The 17,386-nt window shown below is 68.8% G+C and carries 16 protein-coding genes; 9 read left to right on the plus strand and 7 right to left on the minus strand.

Annotation, left to right across the window (positions count from 1 at the left end):
- Positions 1 to 24 precede the first annotated feature (24 nt).
- From gyrB to dnaA, 6 genes are all read right to left on the minus strand, one after another.
- Positions 25 to 2,127, minus strand: a complete 2,103-nt coding sequence (gene gyrB / locus ACH4DX_RS28035) for a DNA topoisomerase (ATP-hydrolyzing) subunit B (protein WP_398157196.1) — start codon at positions 2,125 to 2,127, stop codon at positions 25 to 27.
- A gap of 285 nt (positions 2,128 to 2,412) precedes the next feature.
- Positions 2,413 to 3,123: a DUF721 domain-containing protein gene (locus ACH4DX_RS28040; RefSeq protein WP_398157197.1), complete on the minus strand. Its 711-nt coding sequence runs from the start codon at positions 3,121 to 3,123 to the stop codon at positions 2,413 to 2,415.
- Positions 3,120 to 4,244, minus strand: coding sequence for a DNA replication/repair protein RecF (gene recF, locus ACH4DX_RS28045; RefSeq protein ID WP_398157198.1), 1,125 nt, complete (start codon positions 4,242 to 4,244; stop codon positions 3,120 to 3,122). The genes ACH4DX_RS28040 and recF overlap by 4 nt, the downstream gene beginning before the upstream one ends.
- Positions 4,245 to 4,332: 88 nt before the next feature.
- Positions 4,333 to 5,217, minus strand: a complete 885-nt coding sequence (gene gnd / locus ACH4DX_RS28050; protein ID WP_398119448.1) for a phosphogluconate dehydrogenase (NAD(+)-dependent, decarboxylating) — start codon at positions 5,215 to 5,217, stop codon at positions 4,333 to 4,335.
- 107 nt (positions 5,218 to 5,324) lie between these two features.
- Complete coding sequence (gene dnaN / locus ACH4DX_RS28055) at positions 5,325 to 6,455, minus strand: DNA polymerase III subunit beta (RefSeq protein WP_398119446.1); 1,131 nt, start codon at positions 6,453 to 6,455, stop codon at positions 5,325 to 5,327.
- 933 nt (positions 6,456 to 7,388) lie between these two features.
- Positions 7,389 to 9,554, minus strand: coding sequence for a chromosomal replication initiator protein DnaA (dnaA, locus tag ACH4DX_RS28060; protein ID WP_398157199.1), 2,166 nt, complete (start codon positions 9,552 to 9,554; stop codon positions 7,389 to 7,391).
- A 377-nt stretch (positions 9,555 to 9,931) separates the two neighbouring features.
- Here dnaA and rpmH point away from each other — a divergent pair, with 377 nt between their 5' ends.
- From rpmH to ACH4DX_RS28105, 9 genes are all read left to right on the plus strand, one after another.
- Positions 9,932 to 10,069 carry a 50S ribosomal protein L34 gene (gene rpmH, locus ACH4DX_RS28065; protein ID WP_016644655.1) on the plus strand — a complete coding sequence of 46 codons (138 nt, stop codon included), beginning with the start codon at positions 9,932 to 9,934 and terminating at the stop codon, positions 10,067 to 10,069.
- A gap of 20 nt (positions 10,070 to 10,089) precedes the next feature.
- Positions 10,090 to 10,461: a ribonuclease P protein component gene (gene rnpA, locus ACH4DX_RS28070; protein ID WP_398119442.1), complete on the plus strand. Its 372-nt coding sequence runs from the start codon at positions 10,090 to 10,092 to the stop codon at positions 10,459 to 10,461.
- A complete protein-coding gene (gene yidD, locus ACH4DX_RS28075; protein WP_398119440.1) occupies positions 10,458 to 10,817 on the plus strand; it encodes a membrane protein insertion efficiency factor YidD in 360 nt (119 codons plus the stop codon). The genes rnpA and yidD overlap by 4 nt, the downstream gene beginning before the upstream one ends.
- 3 nt (positions 10,818 to 10,820) lie before the next feature.
- Positions 10,821 to 12,152 carry a membrane protein insertase YidC gene (gene yidC / locus ACH4DX_RS28080; RefSeq protein WP_398119437.1) on the plus strand — a complete coding sequence of 444 codons (1,332 nt, stop codon included), beginning with the start codon at positions 10,821 to 10,823 and terminating at the stop codon, positions 12,150 to 12,152.
- A 14-nt stretch (positions 12,153 to 12,166) separates the two neighbouring features.
- The gene (locus ACH4DX_RS28085) at positions 12,167 to 12,679 is read left to right on the plus strand and encodes a protein jag (RefSeq protein ID WP_398119435.1); all 513 of its coding nucleotides are present in this window, start codon (positions 12,167 to 12,169) and stop codon (positions 12,677 to 12,679) included.
- A 105-nt stretch (positions 12,680 to 12,784) separates the two neighbouring features.
- Complete coding sequence (gene rsmG, locus ACH4DX_RS28090) at positions 12,785 to 13,501, plus strand: 16S rRNA (guanine(527)-N(7))-methyltransferase RsmG (protein ID WP_398119433.1); 717 nt, start codon at positions 12,785 to 12,787, stop codon at positions 13,499 to 13,501.
- Between the two features lie 262 nt (positions 13,502 to 13,763).
- Entirely contained in the window at positions 13,764 to 14,840 is a 1,077-nt protein-coding gene (locus tag ACH4DX_RS28095; RefSeq protein ID WP_398120029.1) for a ParA family protein, read from the plus strand.
- The gene (locus ACH4DX_RS28100) at positions 14,837 to 15,967 is read left to right on the plus strand and encodes a ParB/RepB/Spo0J family partition protein (protein ID WP_398119431.1); all 1,131 of its coding nucleotides are present in this window, start codon (positions 14,837 to 14,839) and stop codon (positions 15,965 to 15,967) included. The genes ACH4DX_RS28095 and ACH4DX_RS28100 overlap by 4 nt, the downstream gene beginning before the upstream one ends.
- Positions 15,968 to 16,293: 326 nt before the next feature.
- Entirely contained in the window at positions 16,294 to 16,911 is a 618-nt protein-coding gene (locus tag ACH4DX_RS28105; RefSeq protein ID WP_398119429.1) for a GNAT family N-acetyltransferase, read from the plus strand.
- Between the two features lie 102 nt (positions 16,912 to 17,013).
- On the opposite strand, the gene trxA is transcribed toward ACH4DX_RS28105, so the two are convergent.
- Positions 17,014 to 17,346, minus strand: a complete 333-nt coding sequence (gene trxA, locus ACH4DX_RS28110; protein WP_398119427.1) for a thioredoxin — start codon at positions 17,344 to 17,346, stop codon at positions 17,014 to 17,016.
- Positions 17,347 to 17,386: the final 40 nt, after the last annotated feature.

The following is a 17,386-nucleotide window of genomic DNA, read 5'->3' on the forward strand; positions in this document are numbered from 1 at the left end:
CAGCCGTCGGGGCGCCTGACCGGCTCAGATGTCGAGGAAGCGGACGTCCTTGGCGTTGCGCTGGATGAACGAGCGGCGCGCCTCGACGTCCTCGCCCATGAGGACCGAGAAGAGGTCGTCGGCCTGGGCGGCGTCGTCGAGCGTGACCAGGCCGAGCACGCGGTGCTCCTGGTCCATGGTCGTGATGCGCAGCTCCTCGGCGTTCATCTCGCCGAGGCCCTTGAAGCGCTGGACCGAGTCCTCGCGGATGCGCTTGCCCGCCTGGCGGCCGATCTCGATCAGCGCGTCGCGCTCGCGGTCCGAGTACGCGTACTGGAAGTCGTCCTTGGTCCACTTGATCTTGTAGAGCGGCGGACGGGACAGATAGACGTGTCCGGCCTCGACGAGCGGCCGCATGAAGCGGAACAGGAACGTCAGGAGCAGGGTGTTGATGTGCTGGCCGTCGACGTCCGCGTCCGCCATCAGAATGATCTTGTGATAGCGGAGCTTCTCGATGTCGAAGTCCTCGTGGACCCCGGTGCCGAAGGCCGAGATCAGCGCCTGGATCTCCTGGTTCTGGAGGATCTTGTCGACGCGGGCCTTCTCGACGTTCAGGATCTTGCCGCGGATGGGCAGGATGGCCTGGTACTGCGGGTTCCTGCCGGACTTGGCCGAGCCGCCGGCGGAGTCGCCCTCGACGATGAAGATCTCGCACTTCGTCGGGTCGTTCGACTGGCAGTCGGAGAGCTTGCCCGGCAGCGACGCGGTCTCCAGGAGGCCCTTGCGGCGCGTGAGGTCGCGGGCCTTGCGGGCCGCCACGCGCGCGGTGGCGGCCTGGATGCCCTTGCGGATGATGTCCGCGGCCTCGTTCGGATTGCGGTCGAACCAGTCCGTCAGGTGCTCGTGCACCACCTTCTGGACGAAGGTCTTCGCTTCCGTGTTGCCCAGCTTCGTCTTGGTCTGACCCTCGAACTGCGGCTCGCCGAGCTTGATCGAGATGATCGCGGTCAGACCCTCGCGGATGTCCTCACCCGTGAGGTTGTCGTCCTTCTCGCGAAGCAGCTTCTTGTCGCGTGCGTACCGGTTGACGAGGCCGGTCAGCGCGGCGCGGAAGCCCTCCTCGTGCGTGCCGCCCTCGTGCGTGTGGATGGTGTTGGCGAAGGAGTAAACGCCTTCGCTGTACTGGGAGTTCCACTGCATCGCGATCTCGACCGAGAGCATGCGCTCCTTGTCCTCGGCCTCGACGTCGATGACGGTCGGGTGGACGACCTCGCCCTTGCGGGAGTTGAGGTACGTCACGAAGTCGACGATGCCGCCTTCGTAGTGGTACGTGACCGTGCGGACCTCTTCGACGGTGTCGTCGGTGGCCTCGGTGGAGTCGGCGCCCACCGTGGCCTTGGCCGACTCACGCTCGTCGGTGAGCCTGATCGTCAGGCCCTTGTTGAGGAACGCCATCTCCTGGAAGCGCCGCGACAGCGTCTCGAAGGAGTACACGGTCGTCTCGAAGATGTCGCTGTCGGCCCAGAAGGTGACGGTCGTGCCCGTCTCCTCGGTGGCCTCGTGCCGCTCCAGGGGGGCCGTGGGGGCACCGCCCTTGTAGTCCTGCGTCCAGCGATAGCCGTCGGTCCTGATGTCGACGGAGAGCTTGGTGGAGAGCGCGTTCACCACGGAGACACCCACACCGTGCAGACCGCCGGAGACGGCGTACCCCCCGCCACCGAACTTGCCGCCCGCGTGCAGCACGGTGAGCACGACCTCGACCGCCGGCTTCTTCTCGACGGGGTGGATGCCCACCGGGATGCCACGGCCGTTGTCGACGACGCGCACGCCGCCGTCCGCCAGGATCGTCACGTCGATGGTGTCCGCGTGCCCGGCCATGGCCTCGTCGACGGAGTTGTCGACGACTTCCTGCACCAAGTGATGCAGACCACGTTCACCGGTCGAGCCGATGTACATGCCCGGCCGCTTGCGGACCGCGTCCAGACCCTCGAGGACGGTGATGGCACTGGCGTCGTACGACGACGTGGTCCCGCCGGAGGCGTTGCCCCCGGCGGGTGCGCCGCCAGCACCGGCGCCGGCAGAAGTGGACGGGATGTTCTCGTTGGGGTTGCCGGAATCGGCCACGAAGCGCCCTTTCTGGCACAGCACAAGCCAAGCTTCCGGCGCTCGCCGGAGCGGCTGCGGCGTGTTGCGTTGGTAAGCCTGGTTCAGCTCTTGCTCAGCTTCTCCCGTCGCTCCCCACGCTTGGGGCGGGATTGGCTTCCAGTCTACCGGTAGCTCCGACAGTGATGGGGGTTTGCCGGTACCTGAGTCCGCATGTGCCGCCCTGAACCGGGCTCAGCCGACTCCCCATATGCGGCCCCGGGGTCCCAGAGGCTCACAGCGGCACTCAGCGCTTCGGGAGGTCAACCGCCAGCTACAGCCAGGACCACGTCATCCGTAGGTGTCGCCGGGGCCCGTGCTGCCGGGGGCGCGCAGGGGTCCGTAGCGGTGTCCGGGGCCGCCGGGGCCGAGGACCTTGATGATGCGTACGGTGCCATGGCCCAGGTCCTCGTTGAGCCGTGCGACCAGCTGCGGAGCGAGCAGGCGCAGGTTCGTCGCCCAGGCGGTGGAGTCGCAGAGCACGGTCAGGACGCGCTCGTTCTCGTCGTACCGCTGGGGCACGCAGTGGTTGGCCAGGTCGCCGCCGACGATCTGCGGCCAGCGGCCCATCACGCCGCCCACGGCGGCCGGGGTCTCCCAGCCGCGCTCGGTGATCAGACGGTTGATGGCGGAGCCCAGGGGCAGCGGGTCGCGCCCGTCGGCCCGCGCGCCCGAGCGCAGCCCGCCACGCCGCGCCTGCTTCTTCTGCTGCGTCGCGTCACCACGCGCGCGTGCCTGCTCCTTGGCGGCGCGCAGGGCGACCCGGGCGAGGTCGACGCCGGAGGGCTCGGGGGGCTTGGGAGTGCCGGGGGCGCCGGGGGCGCCCGGGGTGTCGGCAGGCCTGTCGCGGGGGGCGCGCCCGGAGCTGCCGGGCCCGGAGCTGCCGGACGCGGCCGGACCGGATGGAGTGTGCCCGGATGAAGTGGGCCCGGGCGGAGTGGGGCCGGAAGCGGAGCCGCCGGACGGTCCGCCGCCGCCCTGCCACGGCACTGCGCCGGTCATACGCGCTCCACCGCGCCCTCGGCCACCGCGTACCGCGCGCCGTCGAGCACGCCCGGAACGTCGTCCTCCACGGCGGCGGTCACCAGGACCTGCTCGCCCGGGGCCACCAGCTCCGCGAGCCGCTCCCGGCGCCGCGTGTCCAGCTCGGCGAAGACGTCGTCGAGCACGAGGACCGGTTCGTTGCCCTCAGCCCTGAGCAGGTCGTAGGAGGCCAGGCGCAGGGCGAGGGCGTACGACCAGGACTCGCCATGGCTCGCGTACCCCTTCGCGGGGAGCCGGCCGAGCTTGAGGAGCAGCTCGTCACGGTGCGGGCCGACCAGCGTCACGCCGCGCTCGATCTCCTGCTTGCGGGCCTCCACGAGGGCGGCGATCAGCTGCTCGTACAGCTCCTCGCGCGCGTGGCCGACGATGTCCGCGCTGGAGGGCCGGTACTCGAGGGCGAGCGGGCCGCCGCCGGGGGCCAGCTGCTCGTACGCCTTGTCGGCGAGCGGCTGGAGCGCGGCGATCAGGTCCAGGCGCTGGGCGAGCATCTCGGCGCCCGCGCGGGCCAGGTGCTGGTCCCATACGTCGAGCGTGGACAGGTCCATGGAGCGGCCGCCGTGGCGGCGCGCGAGCGCGGCCGACTTCAGGAGGGTGTTGCGCTGCTTCAGGACGCGGTCGTAGTCGGAGCGCACACCGGCCATGCGCGGCGAGCGCGCGGTGATCAGCTCGTCCAGGAAGCGGCGGCGCTCCCCGGGGTCGCCCTTGACCAGCGCCAGGTCCTCGGGGGCGAACAGGACCGTCCGTACGATGCCCAGTACGTCACGGGGCTTGACCTGCGAGGACCTGTTGATCCGGGCACGGTTCGCCTTGCCGGGGTTCAGCTCCAGCTCGATGAGCTGCTGGCGCTCGCCCTGCCGGACGTTGGCCCTGATGATCGCGCGGTCGGCGCCCATCCGTACGAGGGGCGCGTCCGAGGAGACCCGGTGGCTGCCGAGGGTGGCGAGATAGCCGACGGCCTCGACGAGGTTGGTCTTGCCCTGGCCGTTGGGGCCCACGAACGCGGTGACGCCCGGGTCGAGCGGGACCTCGACCCGGGCGTAGGAACGGAAGTCGGCCAGGGAAAGGTGCGTGACGTGCATGGTGTACGCCGACCTCCCCCGGCCTACTTCATCTGCTTCTCGGTGCTCCGCCCCCGCGCACAGGCTGTGGACGGACGACCGGGCTTGCTCAGTGCTCGCTCTTGGACTCGACCGCGTGGCCGCCAAACTGGTTGCGCAGCGCGGCGATCATCTTCATCTGCGGCGAGTCGTCCTGCCGCGAGGAGAACCGGGCGAACAGGGACGCGGTGATCGCGGGCAGCGGCACCGCGTTGTCGATCGCCGCCTCGACCGTCCAGCGGCCCTCGCCGGAGTCCTGCGCGAAGCCGCGCAGCTTGTCCAGGTGCTCGTCGTCGTCCAGGGCGTTGACCGCGAGGTCGAGCAGCCAGGAACGGATGACCGTGCCCTCCTGCCAGGAGCGGAAGACCTCACGGACGTCGGTGACCGAGTCCACGGCCTCCAGGAGCTCCCAGCCCTCGGCGTAGGCCTGCATCATCGCGTACTCGATGCCGTTGTGGACCATCTTCGCGAAGTGGCCCGCGCCGACCTTGCCCGCGTGCACCGAGCCGAAGTCGCCCTCGGGCTTGAGCGCGTCGAAGACCGGCTGCACCTTGGCGACGTTCTCCTTGTCGCCGCCGTACATCAGCGCGTAGCCGTTCTTCAGGCCCCAGACGCCGCCGGAGACGCCGCAGTCGACGAAGCCGATGCCCTTGGCCGCGAGCTCCTCGGCGTGCTTCTCGTCGTCCGTCCAGCGGGAGTTGCCGCCGTCCACGACGACGTCGCCGGGCTCGAGGAGCTCACCGAGCTCGTCGACGGTGGACTGGGTCGCGGCTCCGGCCGGCACCATCACCCACACCACGCGCGGGCCCTTGAGACGGCCGACGAGCTCTTCGAGGCTGTCGACATCCGCGAGGTCCGGGTTGCGGTCGAATCCGATGACGGTGTGGCCTGCGCGGCGGATGCGCTCGCGCATGTTGCCGCCCATCTTGCCGAGACCGACGAGACCGAGCTCCATCAGTGCTTTCCTAACTAGCGACGTGGCGTGGGGGCACCTGCTGTACCCGCGGCACTTTCGTACCCGCGTCCGAGCCTACGCCCGGACGCGGCCACACACCTGTGGGCTCAGCCGCTCAGACGTACGGGCATGATCAGGTACTTGTACGCGTCGTCCGCCTCGGCGTCGAGAGCGGGCCTGCCGCTCAGGAGCGCGGGCTTGGTGGAGGTCGTGAACGACAGCTGGGCGACCGGGGAGTCGATCGCGCTCAGGCCGTCGAGCAGGAACGTCGGGTTGAAGGCGATCGAGATGTCGTCGCCCTCGAGCTGGGCGTCGACCCTTTCCACAGCCTGTGCGTCGTCGCTGGAGCCAGCCTCCAGGATGAGCACGCCCTGCTCGAAGCTGAGCCGCACCGGGGTGTTCCGCTCGGCCACGAGGGCGACGCGCTTGACGGCCTCCACGAAGGGCGGCGTCTCGATGACGGCGATCGAGTTGAACTCCGTCGGGAACAGCGTGCGGTACTTCGGCAGGTCGCCTTCGAGCAGCCGCGTGGTGGTGCGGCGCCCCGCGCCCTCGAAACCGATCAGGCCCTCGCCCGCGCCGGAGCCGGAGAGCGCCAGGGTGACCGTGTCGCCGCTCGTGAGCGCCTTGGCGGTGTCCTGGAGCGTCTTGGCGGGCACCAGGGCGACCGCGGAGGCCTCCGGGTCCTCCGGCTTCCACAGGAACTCGCGGACCGCGAAGCGGTAGCGGTCGGTGGACGCGAGGGTGACCCGGTCGCCCTCGATCTCGATGCGCACGCCCGTGAGCACCGGGAGGGTGTCGTCGCGGCCCGCGGCGATCGCGACCTGGTTCGCGGCGGCGGCGAAGACCTCACCGGGGACCGTGCCGGTCGCGGTGGGCATCTGCGGCAGCGCCGGATACTCCTCCACAGGCAGGGTGTGGAGTGTGAACCGGGAGGAGCCGCAGACCACCGTCGCCCGTACACCGTCTGTGGAGATCTCCACCGGGCGGTTGGGCAGGGCGCGGCAGATGTCGGCGAGCAGTCGGCCGGACACCAGGACCGTGCCCTCCTCGTCGACCTCCGCGTCCACGGAGACCCGCGCCGAGACCTCGTAGTCGAAGCTGGACAGGGAGAGGGCGCCCTCCTCGGCCTTCAGCAGCAGGCCCGCGAGGACGGGCGCCGGCGGCCGGGCCGGGAGGCTGCGTGCCGCCCACGCCACCGCCTCCGCGAGTACGTCGCGTTCCACCCGGATCTTCACTTAGCCGCCCTCCTGCTGTTGCTGGCACTGGGGACCAGTCTGACGCACCGCACTGACAGCTGGTGCCCGTCGGGGTCAAGTCGTGCCGGGAGGCGGAGGCGGGCCGAGCGGCGAGTTGTGCACAGGCCCCACTTCGAAACGGATTCCCAGGTCACTCTAGGGGGTAGTAGTAGTAGGGCCTGTGGAAACCGTGGATAACCGCGAAAGGCCAGGTCAACATCGGTTTTTTGTCCACCGACCCTGTGGGCGGAGGCGGTGGAAAACCGGTGGAATCTGTGGACGGGCGAAAGTTCTGCACACCCCATGCACAGGGAAGGGCTACTTCTCCCCAGCCCTGTCCCCAGTTTTACCCAGCTTCCCCACAGGCCAACCCGGCACCTTGGTGTGACGCCTTTCACTCGTCACGGTGAGAGGGCGCGTCGCGTTGCCGAACAGTGGACAGGCCTGTGGGGAAGCTGTGCACAACCGGCCCCAGCCTGTGGGCCGCCGGTGGACAACCCTTCGGGGACCCTGTGGACAGAAACTTCATCCACAGCCTGTGGAAACTCTTCGTCCACGAATCCACAACCCACTGACCTGGTCTGATGAACATTCAGCAGGGTCCCCTGTGGACACGATCTGGACAACTCGCCTCTCCCCAGGGTGTGGACGGCGCAAAGGCCACACCGCTGTGGAGAACGTGCCGTCGGCGACCCGTAATCGAACATCAGGTGTCGGCGCGGTCGCGCTCACAGGCGTGTGGACGACGCCGGGCGAGGCCGGAGAGCGCCGGACAAGGCGAAAGGGCGCTCCGGAATGCCTTCCGGAGCGCCCCTGGAGCCGCGCGACGGCCTGCTGTCGGCCGTTCCTGATGCGGTGGGTGCTTGCTGTCAGCCGTTCCTGATGTGGCTGGTGCCTGCTGTCGGTCGTTCCCGATGTGGCTGGCGCTTGCCGTCAGCCGTTCTTGATGCGGTTGGTGAGTTCGGTGACCTGGTTGTAGATGGAGCGGCGCTCGGCCATCAGCGCGCGGATCTTCCGGTCGGCGTGCATCACGGTCGTGTGGTCGCGGCCGCCGAACTGCGCGCCGATCTTCGGCAGGGAGAGGTCGGTGAGCTCCCGGCAGAGGTACATGGCGATCTGTCGTGCCGTCACCAGGACCCGGCTGCGCGAGGACCCGCACAGGTCGTCCACCGTGAGGCCGAAGTAGTCGGCGGTCGCCGCCATGATGGCCGTCGCCGTGATCTCCGGCGCCGCGTCCTCGCCGCCGGGGATCAGGTCCTTCAGGACGATCTCCGTGAGACCGAGGTCCACCGGCTGCCGGTTGAGCGAGGCGAACGCCGTGACCCGGATCAGCGCGCCCTCCAGCTCACGGATGTTCCGCGAGATGCGCGACGCGATGAACTCAAGGACCTCCGGCGGGGCGTTGAGCTGCTCCTGCACCGCCTTCTTACGGAGGATCGCGATACGCGTCTCCAGCTCGGGCGGCTGGACGTCGGTGATCAGACCCCACTCGAAGCGGTTGCGCAGCCGGTCCTCCAGGGTCACCAACTGCTTGGGCGGCCGGTCACTGGAGAGCACGATCTGCTTGTTCGCGTTGTGGAGCGTGTTGAAGGTGTGGAAGAACTCCTCCTGCGTCGACTCCTTGTCCGCGAGGAACTGGATGTCGTCGACCAGGAGGATGTCCATCTCGCGGTAGCGCTTGCGGAAGCTGTCGCCCTTGCCGTCGCGGATGGAGTTGATGAACTCGTTGGTGAACTCCTCGGAGCTCACATAGCGCACGCGCGTGCCGGGGTAGAGGCTGCGGGCGTAGTGCCCGATGGCGTGCAGCAGATGCGTCTTGCCGAGTCCCGACTCCCCGTAGATGAACAGCGGGTTGTACGCCTTCGCCGGGGCCTCGGCCACGGCCACCGCGGCGGCGTGCGCGAACCGGTTCGACGCGCCGATGACGAAGGTGTCGAAGAGGTACTTCGGGTTCAGGCGCGCGGTGGGCTCGCCGGGGCCGGTCGCCGGTGCGGGCTGTGCGGCCAGCGGTCCCGGAGCGCCGCTCGACGCGGGCAGGGGCGTGCCGCCGCGGCCCATGGGCGGTCCGCCCGGCCCACCGCGGCCGCCCTGCCCGCCGGGACCGGTGTGGCCCGTGTGGCCCGAGGGCCCGCTGTGGCCGTTGGGGCCCGCGCCGCCGCCCTGCTCGTTCCGGTCGTGCCGCTCCCGGCGCTCGTGCCTGTCCTGCGCCTGCCGCTCGCGGTCCCGCTCCTGGCGCTCCTGGTCGTACGGTCCGCGCTCGTGCGGCTGCGGGCGGTAGTCGTGCTGCGGCTGTTGCGGGGGGTTCGCGTACGGGTCGCGGTCGGGGTAGCCGAGGCGTGGCTGCTGCCAGCCGTAGTCGTCCGGGGGCTGCTGCGGCCAGGCGCCGGGGCGCTGGTAGCCGGGGTAGGCCGGGCGGGCGGTGGGGAGCTGGTCGCCGCGGGCGGAGGAGTGCTGGTCGCTCCGGGTGCCGTGGTCGTCACCGGGGCGGCGGCCGTAGCCGTCGTAGGTGTCGTGCGGGTCGCGGGCGCCGTGCGGGTCGCGAGTGTCGCGGGGGGCGTGCGCGTCGTGCGAGTCGTGCGAGTTGTGCTGGTCACGGGCGCCGCGGGTGTCATGCCCCTGACCGGAGGAGGGCAGTTCCTGCTCCTCGTACCGCTGCGGGGGGTCCTCGTACCGGGGGGGCTGGCCCTCGTAGCGGGACGGGCGCTCCTCGTACCGGGAGGACTGCTCGTCGTAGCGGGACGGCTGCTCCTCGTACCGGGAAGGCTGCTCGTCGTAGCGGGACTGCTGCTGCCCGGACGGGGCCGCGGGCGCCGCGGGCTCGCCCATGGAGTCGTCGACCGTGATCGCGATGCGGATCGGCCGGCCGCACTCACGGCTGAGGGTCTCGCTGACGACGGGGGCGAGACGGCCCTCGAGGACCCCTTTGGCGAACTCGTTGGGCACGGCGAGCAGGGCCGTGTCGGCGACGAGCGCCAGCGGCTGGCACCGTTTGATCCAGTGCTCGTCCTTCGCCTCTACACCCTGACCCCGCCCCTCTCCCAGAAGTTGTTCCAGTACCCGTGGCCACACTGCGGCAAGATCGGCAGGTACGTCAGCCACAGGGCACGCTCTCTCACGGGTCCCACGAAGGTGTGGTTCTTGGGACGGGTAGTGACGGAAATCGGGAGGGGCAGGGGGAAGGGAACGAAACGGAGTTCAGCCACGGTAGTCAGGGCGACGGGTGCGGTTCAAGTTGTTGTCCACAGCCTGTGCACAGTGTCTCTCCAAGGCTGCTGGTTTGACCGGATGGCGTAGCCCCGCGTACCGTAACCAGGTCGAGTTGTCGATGGCTGCTGCCGCCTGCCTCCGATGGGCAAAGATCACGATCTGTGATTGTGAAGCGGTGCACTCGGTGCGTATTCGCGAGCTTCTCGTGGGCGCACGGTGACAGCCAGGCGATGTCCCGCCACCACACACATCATTTCTGGAGCCCCCGAGTGAGCAAGCGCACCTTCCAGCCGAACAACCGTCGTCGCGCGAAGACCCACGGCTTCCGGCTGCGGATGCGCACCCGTGCCGGCCGCGCCGTCCTGGCGTCCCGCCGTAGCAAGGGTCGCGCCCGCCTGTCCGCCTAAGCGCATTAGGTCATGACGTCGTGCTGCCTACCGAGCATCGGCTGAGGCGGCGCGAAGATTTCGCGACCGCGGTACGACGGGGTCGTCGGGCCGGCCGCCCGCTTCTCGTCGTCCATCTACGCAGCCGTGCAACGGACCCGCACGTGCCGGGGGAGAGCCTTCCCCCGACACGTGCGGGTTTCGTCGTGAGCAAGGCCGTGGGTGGAGCCGTGGTGCGCAATAAGGTCAAGCGCAGACTCCGCCATCTCATGCGCGACCGGGTGGCCCAGCTGCCCCCCGGTAGCCTGGTAGTCGTACGAGCGTTGCCCGGAGCGGGCGACGCCGACCATGCACAGCTGGCCCGAGACCTGGACGCCGCTCTTGAGCGGCTGCTGGGAGGGGGCGCCCGATGAAGTACCCGCTGCTGGCGCTGATCAAGCTGTACCAGTGGACGATCAGTCCACTCCTCGGCCCGGTCTGCAAGTACTACCCGTCGTGCTCCCACTACGGCTACCTGGCCATCGACCGCCACGGCGCGATCAAGGGCACGGCGCTCACTGCCTGGCGCATTCTGCGGTGCAACCCGTGGTCGCTCGGCGGTGTCGACCATGTCGCACCGCGCAAGCGCCCGCGGTGGCACGAGATGCTGCGCACCGCCTGGCGGGAACGCAAGGGCGGGCCCTCCGCCGCAGGCGTGCCGTCCGGAGACCTCCCCCCGGCTCCCGCGAGCCCGGCCGCCGAGACCCCGTCCCATGCTCAAGGAGCCTGATTAGTGGACACGATTGCCGGTTTCTTCAGCTTCATCACGACACCCGTCTCCTGGGTCATCGTCCAGTTCCACTCGCTGTACGGTGCGATCTTCGGCCCTGACACGGGCTGGGCCTGGGGCCTGTCGATCGTGTCCCTGGTGATCCTGATCCGTATCTGCCTGATCCCGCTCTTCGTGAAGCAGATCAAGGCGACCCGGGCCATGCAGACCTTGCAGCCCGAGATGAAGAAGATCCAGGAACGCTACAAGAGCGACAAGCAGCGCCAGTCCGAAGAGATGATGAAGCTGTACAAGGAGACGGGCACCAACCCGCTCTCCTCGTGCCTTCCCATCCTGGCGCAGTCGCCGTTCTTCTTCGCGCTGTACCACGTGCTCAACGGCATCGCGTCCAACAAGAAGGTCGGCGTCATCGACCAGCAGCTGCTCGACAGCGCTCGTGACGCCCACATCTTCGGTGCTCCGCTCGCGGTGAAGTTCACGGACAGCGCGGACAAGGTCGCCTCCCTCGGCGCCTCGCTGACCGACGTGCGCGTCGTGACCGCGCTCATGATCATCCTGATGTCGGCGTCGCAGTTCTTCACCCAGCGCCAGCTGATGACGAAGAACGTCGACACCACGGTAAAGACGCCGTTCATGCAGCAGCAGAAGATGCTGATGTACGTCTTCCCCATCATGTTCGCCGTCTTCGGCATCAACTTCCCCGTCGGTGTCCTCGTCTACTGGCTGACCACCAACGTGTGGACCATGGGCCAGCAGATGTACGTGATCCGCCAGAACCCGACGCCGGGCTCCAAGGCCCAGGCCGCGTACCTGGAGCGCCTGCAAAAGCACCTCACGGACACCAAGAAGACCCGCAGCCGTGGCCAGGTCCGCGCCGTCAAGGCCGTCGTCGCCAAGGGCCGCGACCGCAACGAGTACGAGCGCAAGTTCATCAACGGCCTCAATAAGGCGGGCCTCGCGGCCCAGCCCGACGGCACGGTCGTGGTCAGCGAGACCGCCGTCGCCACCGCCGAGGACGGCTCCCCCACCGCGGGCGGCGCGCCCAAGCGGCAGCAGCCCAAGCGGCAGAGCAAGGCCAAGCGCCAGGCCGGTCCCGGAGCCGGGATCGCCAGGACGGACGCGGACACGGACACGGGCTCCGACACGAAGCCGTCGCTGAGCAAGTCCGACGACGGTGCCGCCGCCACGGTCGAGGACAAGCCCGCCGCGACGACCAAGAGCGCCAAGGGCAAGCCCGGCTCCGGAAACCAGCAGCCCGGCCAGGGCACCCGCAGCAAAGCCAAGTCCGGGCAGCGCAAGGGCCAGCAGCGGCCCAAGCACCCGTCCAAGAAGTAGAAGGAGTCCATCCCGTGACGGAAGGCACCACCACCTCCGCGGCTGAGGCCGGCGACACCCTGACTCGCCTCGAGCAGGAGGGGGAGATCGCGGCGGACTACCTGGAGGGTCTGCTGGACATCGCGGACCTCGACGGTGACATCGACATGGACGTCGAGGCCGACCGCGCCGCCGTGTCGATCATCAGCGACAGCGGCAGCCGCGATTTGCAGAAGCTGGTCGGCCGCGACGGTGAGGTCCTTGAGGCCTTGCAAGAGCTGACCCGTCTCGCCGTGCACCGCGAGACCGGTGACCGCAGCCGCCTGATGCTCGACGTCGCGGGCTACCGCGCGAAGAAGCGTGAGGAGCTGTCCCAGCTGGGCGCCCAGGCCGCCGCCGACGCAAAGAGCTCCGGCGAGCCGGTCAAGCTGGAGCCGATGACGCCCTTCGAGCGCAAGGTCGTGCACGACGCGGTCAAGGCAGCCGGACTGAGCAGTGAGTCCGAGGGCGAGGAGCCGCAGCGCTTCGTCGTGGTCCTCCCGGCCTGACCACACACGTTTTCCCCGGCCCCGTCTGTTCGCAGGCGGGGCCGGTCTTTGTCAGCCTGTTACCCAGCGATCCAGCGACCAGTGCGGTACGGAAGGACGGTCCCCGTGACGGAGGCAGCGGAGCTCCCCCCGGCGCCGGAGGAGGCGCGGACGGTTTTCGGCGAGCGGTTCCCGGATGCGGTCCGGTATGCGGAGCTGTTGGCAGAAGCGGGAGTGCAGCGCGGCCTGATCGGCCCCCGTGAGGTGCCCCGGCTGTGGGAGCGGCACCTGCTGAACTGCGCGGTACTGTCCGAGGTGGTACCCGAGGGCGTGACGGTCTGCGACGTCGGCTCCGGTGCCGGGCTTCCGGGTATCCCGCTCGCCCTGGTCCGCGAGGACCTGAAGATCACCCTTCTTGAGCCCCTGCTGCGGCGTACGAACTTTCTGAGCGAGGTCGTCGAACTCCTCGGGCTCGACCATGTGACGGTCGTCCGTGGCCGCGCCGAAGAGGTTCTCGGCAAGCTGCCGCCCGTCCATGTGGTGACCGCACGGGCCGTGGCCCCGCTGGACCGGCTCGCGGGCTGGGGCGTCCCCCTGCTGCGTCCCTACGGTCAGATGCTGGCTCTCAAGGGTGACACCGCGGAGGAGGAGGTCAAGGGAGCACGCGCCGCCCTGAACAAGCTCGGGGCGGAGACCGTGTCCGTCGTGCACGTCGGCGAAGGCGTCGTGGATCCCCTGTCCACCGTGGTGCGGGTCGAGGTCGGCGAGAGCCCCGGTGGCGTACGGTTCGCCGCCAAGCGGGCGAAGGCCGCCCGAGTCGGGCGCGCTCGTCGCCGTCGCTGATCCTCCCTGACGTCGAGCCGTACTCCACACAAGCTGCCAAACGTACGCATACCGGGGTGTCGCACCAGCGGCACCCCGGTCGCCGTGCATCGTGTTTCACGTGAAACGTCGCTCACTGCTGCATGGCATCATCAGTCGCGGTCGCGCTGCGGAACCTCGCGAACGTCGGCCGCTCGGTTCCCTCGACAAGGGCACGGAGTTGTCCACAGAGGGGGATTCGTCCACAGAAGACCGGGCCTCGCTGGTTCACGACCCTGAAAGCATGGGAGGCTCTGTTCATTGCGAGCCTGAAGTCGAGGAGAGTGAATCCTTGCGGTCCGACGCCAACATCGCGGGACCGATGACCGATCCGGTCCCCGGTCCCCGTACCGAGTCGGCGGGGGAGGATGTTTCACGTGAAACACCGAGCCCGATGGACGACACCCCCATCGGTCGCGCCGCCCAGCTGGCGGTGGAAGCTCTTGGCCGTGCCGGCGAGGGGCTGCCGCGACCGGAGCAGACCAGAATCATGGTGGTCGCCAACCAGAAGGGCGGAGTGGGCAAGACGACGACAACCGTCAACCTTGCCGCCTCGCTCGCCCTGCACGGCGCACGCGTTCTGGTGATCGACCTCGATCCGCAGGGCAACGCCTCCACGGCCCTGGGCATCGACCACCACGCCGAAGTGCCGTCCATCTACGACGTGTTGGTCGAGAGCAAGCCTCTCTCCGAAGTCGTACAGCCGGTCCCCGACGTCGAGGGACTCTTCTGTGCCCCGGCGACCATCGATCTCGCCGGTGCGGAGATCGAGCTGGTGTCCCTGGTGGCACGAGAGAGTCGATTGCAGCGGGCCATCCAGGCCTATGAGCAGCCGCTGGACTACATCCTCATCGACTGTCCGCCGTCGCTGGGACTGCTGACGGTCAACGCCCTGGTGGCAGGTGCGGAGGTACTGATCCCGATCCAGTGCGAGTACTACGCACTGGAAGGTCTGGGACAGCTCCTGCGCAATGTCGACCTCGTGCGGGGACACCTCAATCCGCTGCTGCGCGTGTCGACCATCCTGCTCACCATGTACGACGGCCGGACCCGACTGGCCTCTCAAGTAGCGGACGAGGTCCGCAACCACTTCGGCGAAGAGGTACTGCGTACGAGCATCCCGCGCTCGGTGCGCATCTCCGAGGCGCCCAGCTATGGGCAGACCGTACTGACCTACGACCCCGGCTCCAGTGGCGCCCTTTCGTACTTCGAGGCAGCACGCGAGATCGCCCTTCGCGGGGTCGGTGTGCACTACGACGTGCAGCACGGCCACACGGGCAACCAGAACAAACAGCACAGCACGACGGAGGGGATCCAGTGAGCGAGCGACGGAGAGGGTTGGGGCGGGGCCTTGGCGCTCTGATCCCTGCGGCTCCCACAGAGAAGTCCGTTACTCCGGCCGCGAGTGGCGGGGTCTCCACCTCGCCCTCGTCCGTGCCGGTCCTCACCGCCGAGCGAGGTGTGGCAGCCGCCAAGGTGACCGCTCTTCCGCAGAGCCCCGTCTCCCGTGAAACCGTTTCACGTGAAACGGAGGAACCGCTGAACGGCAATTCCGTAGAGGAGCCGGCGAGTGCGGCGGGCGCGCACTTCGCGGAGCTCCCGCTCGACTCCATCACGCCCAACCCGCGGCAGCCGCGTGAGGTGTTCGACGAGGACGCTCTCGCCGAGCTGGTGACCTCCATCAAGGAAGTCGGCCTTCTCCAGCCGGTCGTTGTGCGGCAGCTGGGACCGGCGCGCTATGAACTCATCATGGGCGAGCGGCGCTGGCGGGCTTGCCGTGAGGCGGGCCTCGAGCGCATCCCGGCGATCGTCCGGGCGACGGACGACGACAAGCTCCTCCTGGACGCGCTCCTGGAGAACCTGCACCGCGCCCAGCTGAACCCGCTGGAGGAGGCCGCGGCCTACGACCAGCTCCTGAAGGACTTCAACTGCACGCACGACCAGCTGGCGGACCGCATCGGCCGCTCGCGCCCGCAGGTCTCCAACACCCTGCGGCTGTTGAAGCTGTCGGCGACGGTGCAGCGCAGAGTTGCCGCCGGTGTCCTCTCCGCGGGCCATGCCCGTGCACTGCTGTCTGTGGAGGACTCCGAGGAGCAGGACCGGCTCGCGCACCGCATTGTGGCCGAGGGACTCTCGGTGCGTGCCGTCGAAGAGATCGTGACCCTCATGGGGTCGCGGCCCCAGAACAAGCCGAAAGCGAAGGGGCCGCGCGCGGGAGCCCGGCTGTCCCCGGCGCTGACCGGGCTCGCCAACCGGCTCTCGGACCGGTTCGAGACGCGGGTGCGCGTCGATCTGGGGCAGAAGAAGGGCAAGATCGTCGTCGACTTCGCCTCGCTGGAGGACCTGGAGCGCATCCTGTCCACGCTCGCCCCGGAGGAGGGGCCGGTCCTCAAGAACGGCATCGCGGAGGCCGAGGCTGCGGAGGGCGTCGAGGACGAGCAGACGTAGGCAGGCCGAAGCCACGGGACACGCTTCCGTGGCCACGGTAAGAGCAGGTCATGTCCGGTGTATGCCGGAACACGGCCTGCTCTTTCCTTTCTTGCGGTATCGGGGCAATCGCTTCGTGGATACGATGCGATCGGGTATGGCGCATCCACCTGACGACACCTTTTAGGGGAGGCAGGGGCCATGCGATCGGTGAGCCGCACAGGACTGATGACAGCTGGGCTGGGGCTCGGAGCGGTCGGGGGTTTCGTGGGCAGCCTGCTCCGGGAACGGAGCGCACTGACAGCGGCTCGTGGCGCCGCGGGCGAAGGAAGTGAGGAACCGCCTACATGGGGCGACGGCTCGTACCGCTCACACTGGACAACCTTCCGGACCTTCCCAAGCGTTGCCGCACGTGCGTCTTCTGGGAGCTGGACCCGGTCAGCGGCCAGGCCGCGGTAAAGGCCGGGACCCCAGAGCTGGAGAAGGAGGCGTGGATCTCCGCTGTCCTCCTTGAGTGGGGATCCTGCGGCCGGGTCGTATACGTCGACGACGTGCCGGTGGGCTTTGTGCTCTATGCCCCGCCCGCCTATGTGCCCCGCTCCACCGCATTCCCCACGAGCCCCCTCTCGCCGGACGCCGTCCAGCTGATGACCGCCTGGATCATGCCGGGGTACCAGGGGCAGGGGCTCGGCCGTGTCATCGTGCAGACCGTCGCCAAAGACTTGCTGCGGCGAGGGTTCAAAGCCATCGAGGCGTTCGGCGACGCCCGCTGGGAGAAACCGGCCTGTGTGCTGCCGGCGGACCATCTGCTGGCGGTGGGCTTCAAGACGGTGCGCCCCCACCCCGTTCATCCCCGGCTGCGGCTGGAACTACGGACGACGCTTTCTTGGAAGGAGGACGTCGAGCTAGCCCTGGACCGACTCCTCGGCGCGGTCCAGAAGGAACCGGCGCTACGTCCGCTGTAGGCCCCCAGACGGCGAATGGGCCAACCCCACGGGGTTGGCCCATTCGTGTTTCACGTGAAACATCGCGCGACGCCATCGCGGCGAGCGCCGATGTCACAGTGCCTACTCGGCGATGTAGTCCGCCAGGTCGCGCTCCAGGGCAGCCTTCGGCTTGGCGCCGACGATGGTCTTGGTGACCTCACCGTTCTGGTAGACGTTCAGCGTCGGGATCGACATGACACCGTACTTGGCGGCCGTGTCCGGGTTCTGGTCGATGTTGAGCTTGACGATCTGGATCTTTTCGCCGTGCTCGGCCGCGATGGCCTCCAGGGACGGCGCGATCTGCCGGCACGGGCCGCACCACTCGGCCCAGAAGTCGACCAGTACGGGCTTGTCGCTCTTGAGCACGTCCTCCTCGAAGGAGGCGTCAGTCACGTGCTTCACTACTCCGGCCACGGTGGGCTCCTATCTTGCTGATGCTGTGAGGCTCAGGTGG

The organism is Streptomyces sp. NPDC017940 (assembly GCF_044328435.1).
GTDB lineage: Bacteria > Actinomycetota > Actinomycetes > Streptomycetales > Streptomycetaceae > Streptomyces.

Bases quoted from the DNA above. Each gene is read 5' to 3' on its own strand.
- ACH4DX_RS28040 (WP_398157197.1), bottom strand. From the start codon at position 3,123: ATGACCGGCGCAGTGCCGTGGCAGGGCGGCGGCGGACCGTCCGGCGGC.
- recF (WP_398157198.1), bottom strand. From the start codon at position 4,244: ATGCACGTCACGCACCTTTCCCTGGCCGACTTCCGTTCCTACGCCCGG.
- gnd (WP_398119448.1), bottom strand. From the start codon at position 5,217: ATGGAGCTCGGTCTCGTCGGTCTCGGCAAGATGGGCGGCAACATGCGC.
- yidD (WP_398119440.1), top strand. From the start codon at position 10,458: ATGAAGTACCCGCTGCTGGCGCTGATCAAGCTGTACCAGTGGACGATC.
- ACH4DX_RS28095 (WP_398120029.1), top strand. From the start codon at position 13,764: ATGGGAGGCTCTGTTCATTGCGAGCCTGAAGTCGAGGAGAGTGAATCC.
- ACH4DX_RS28105 (WP_398119429.1), top strand. From the start codon at position 16,294: ATGGGGCGACGGCTCGTACCGCTCACACTGGACAACCTTCCGGACCTT.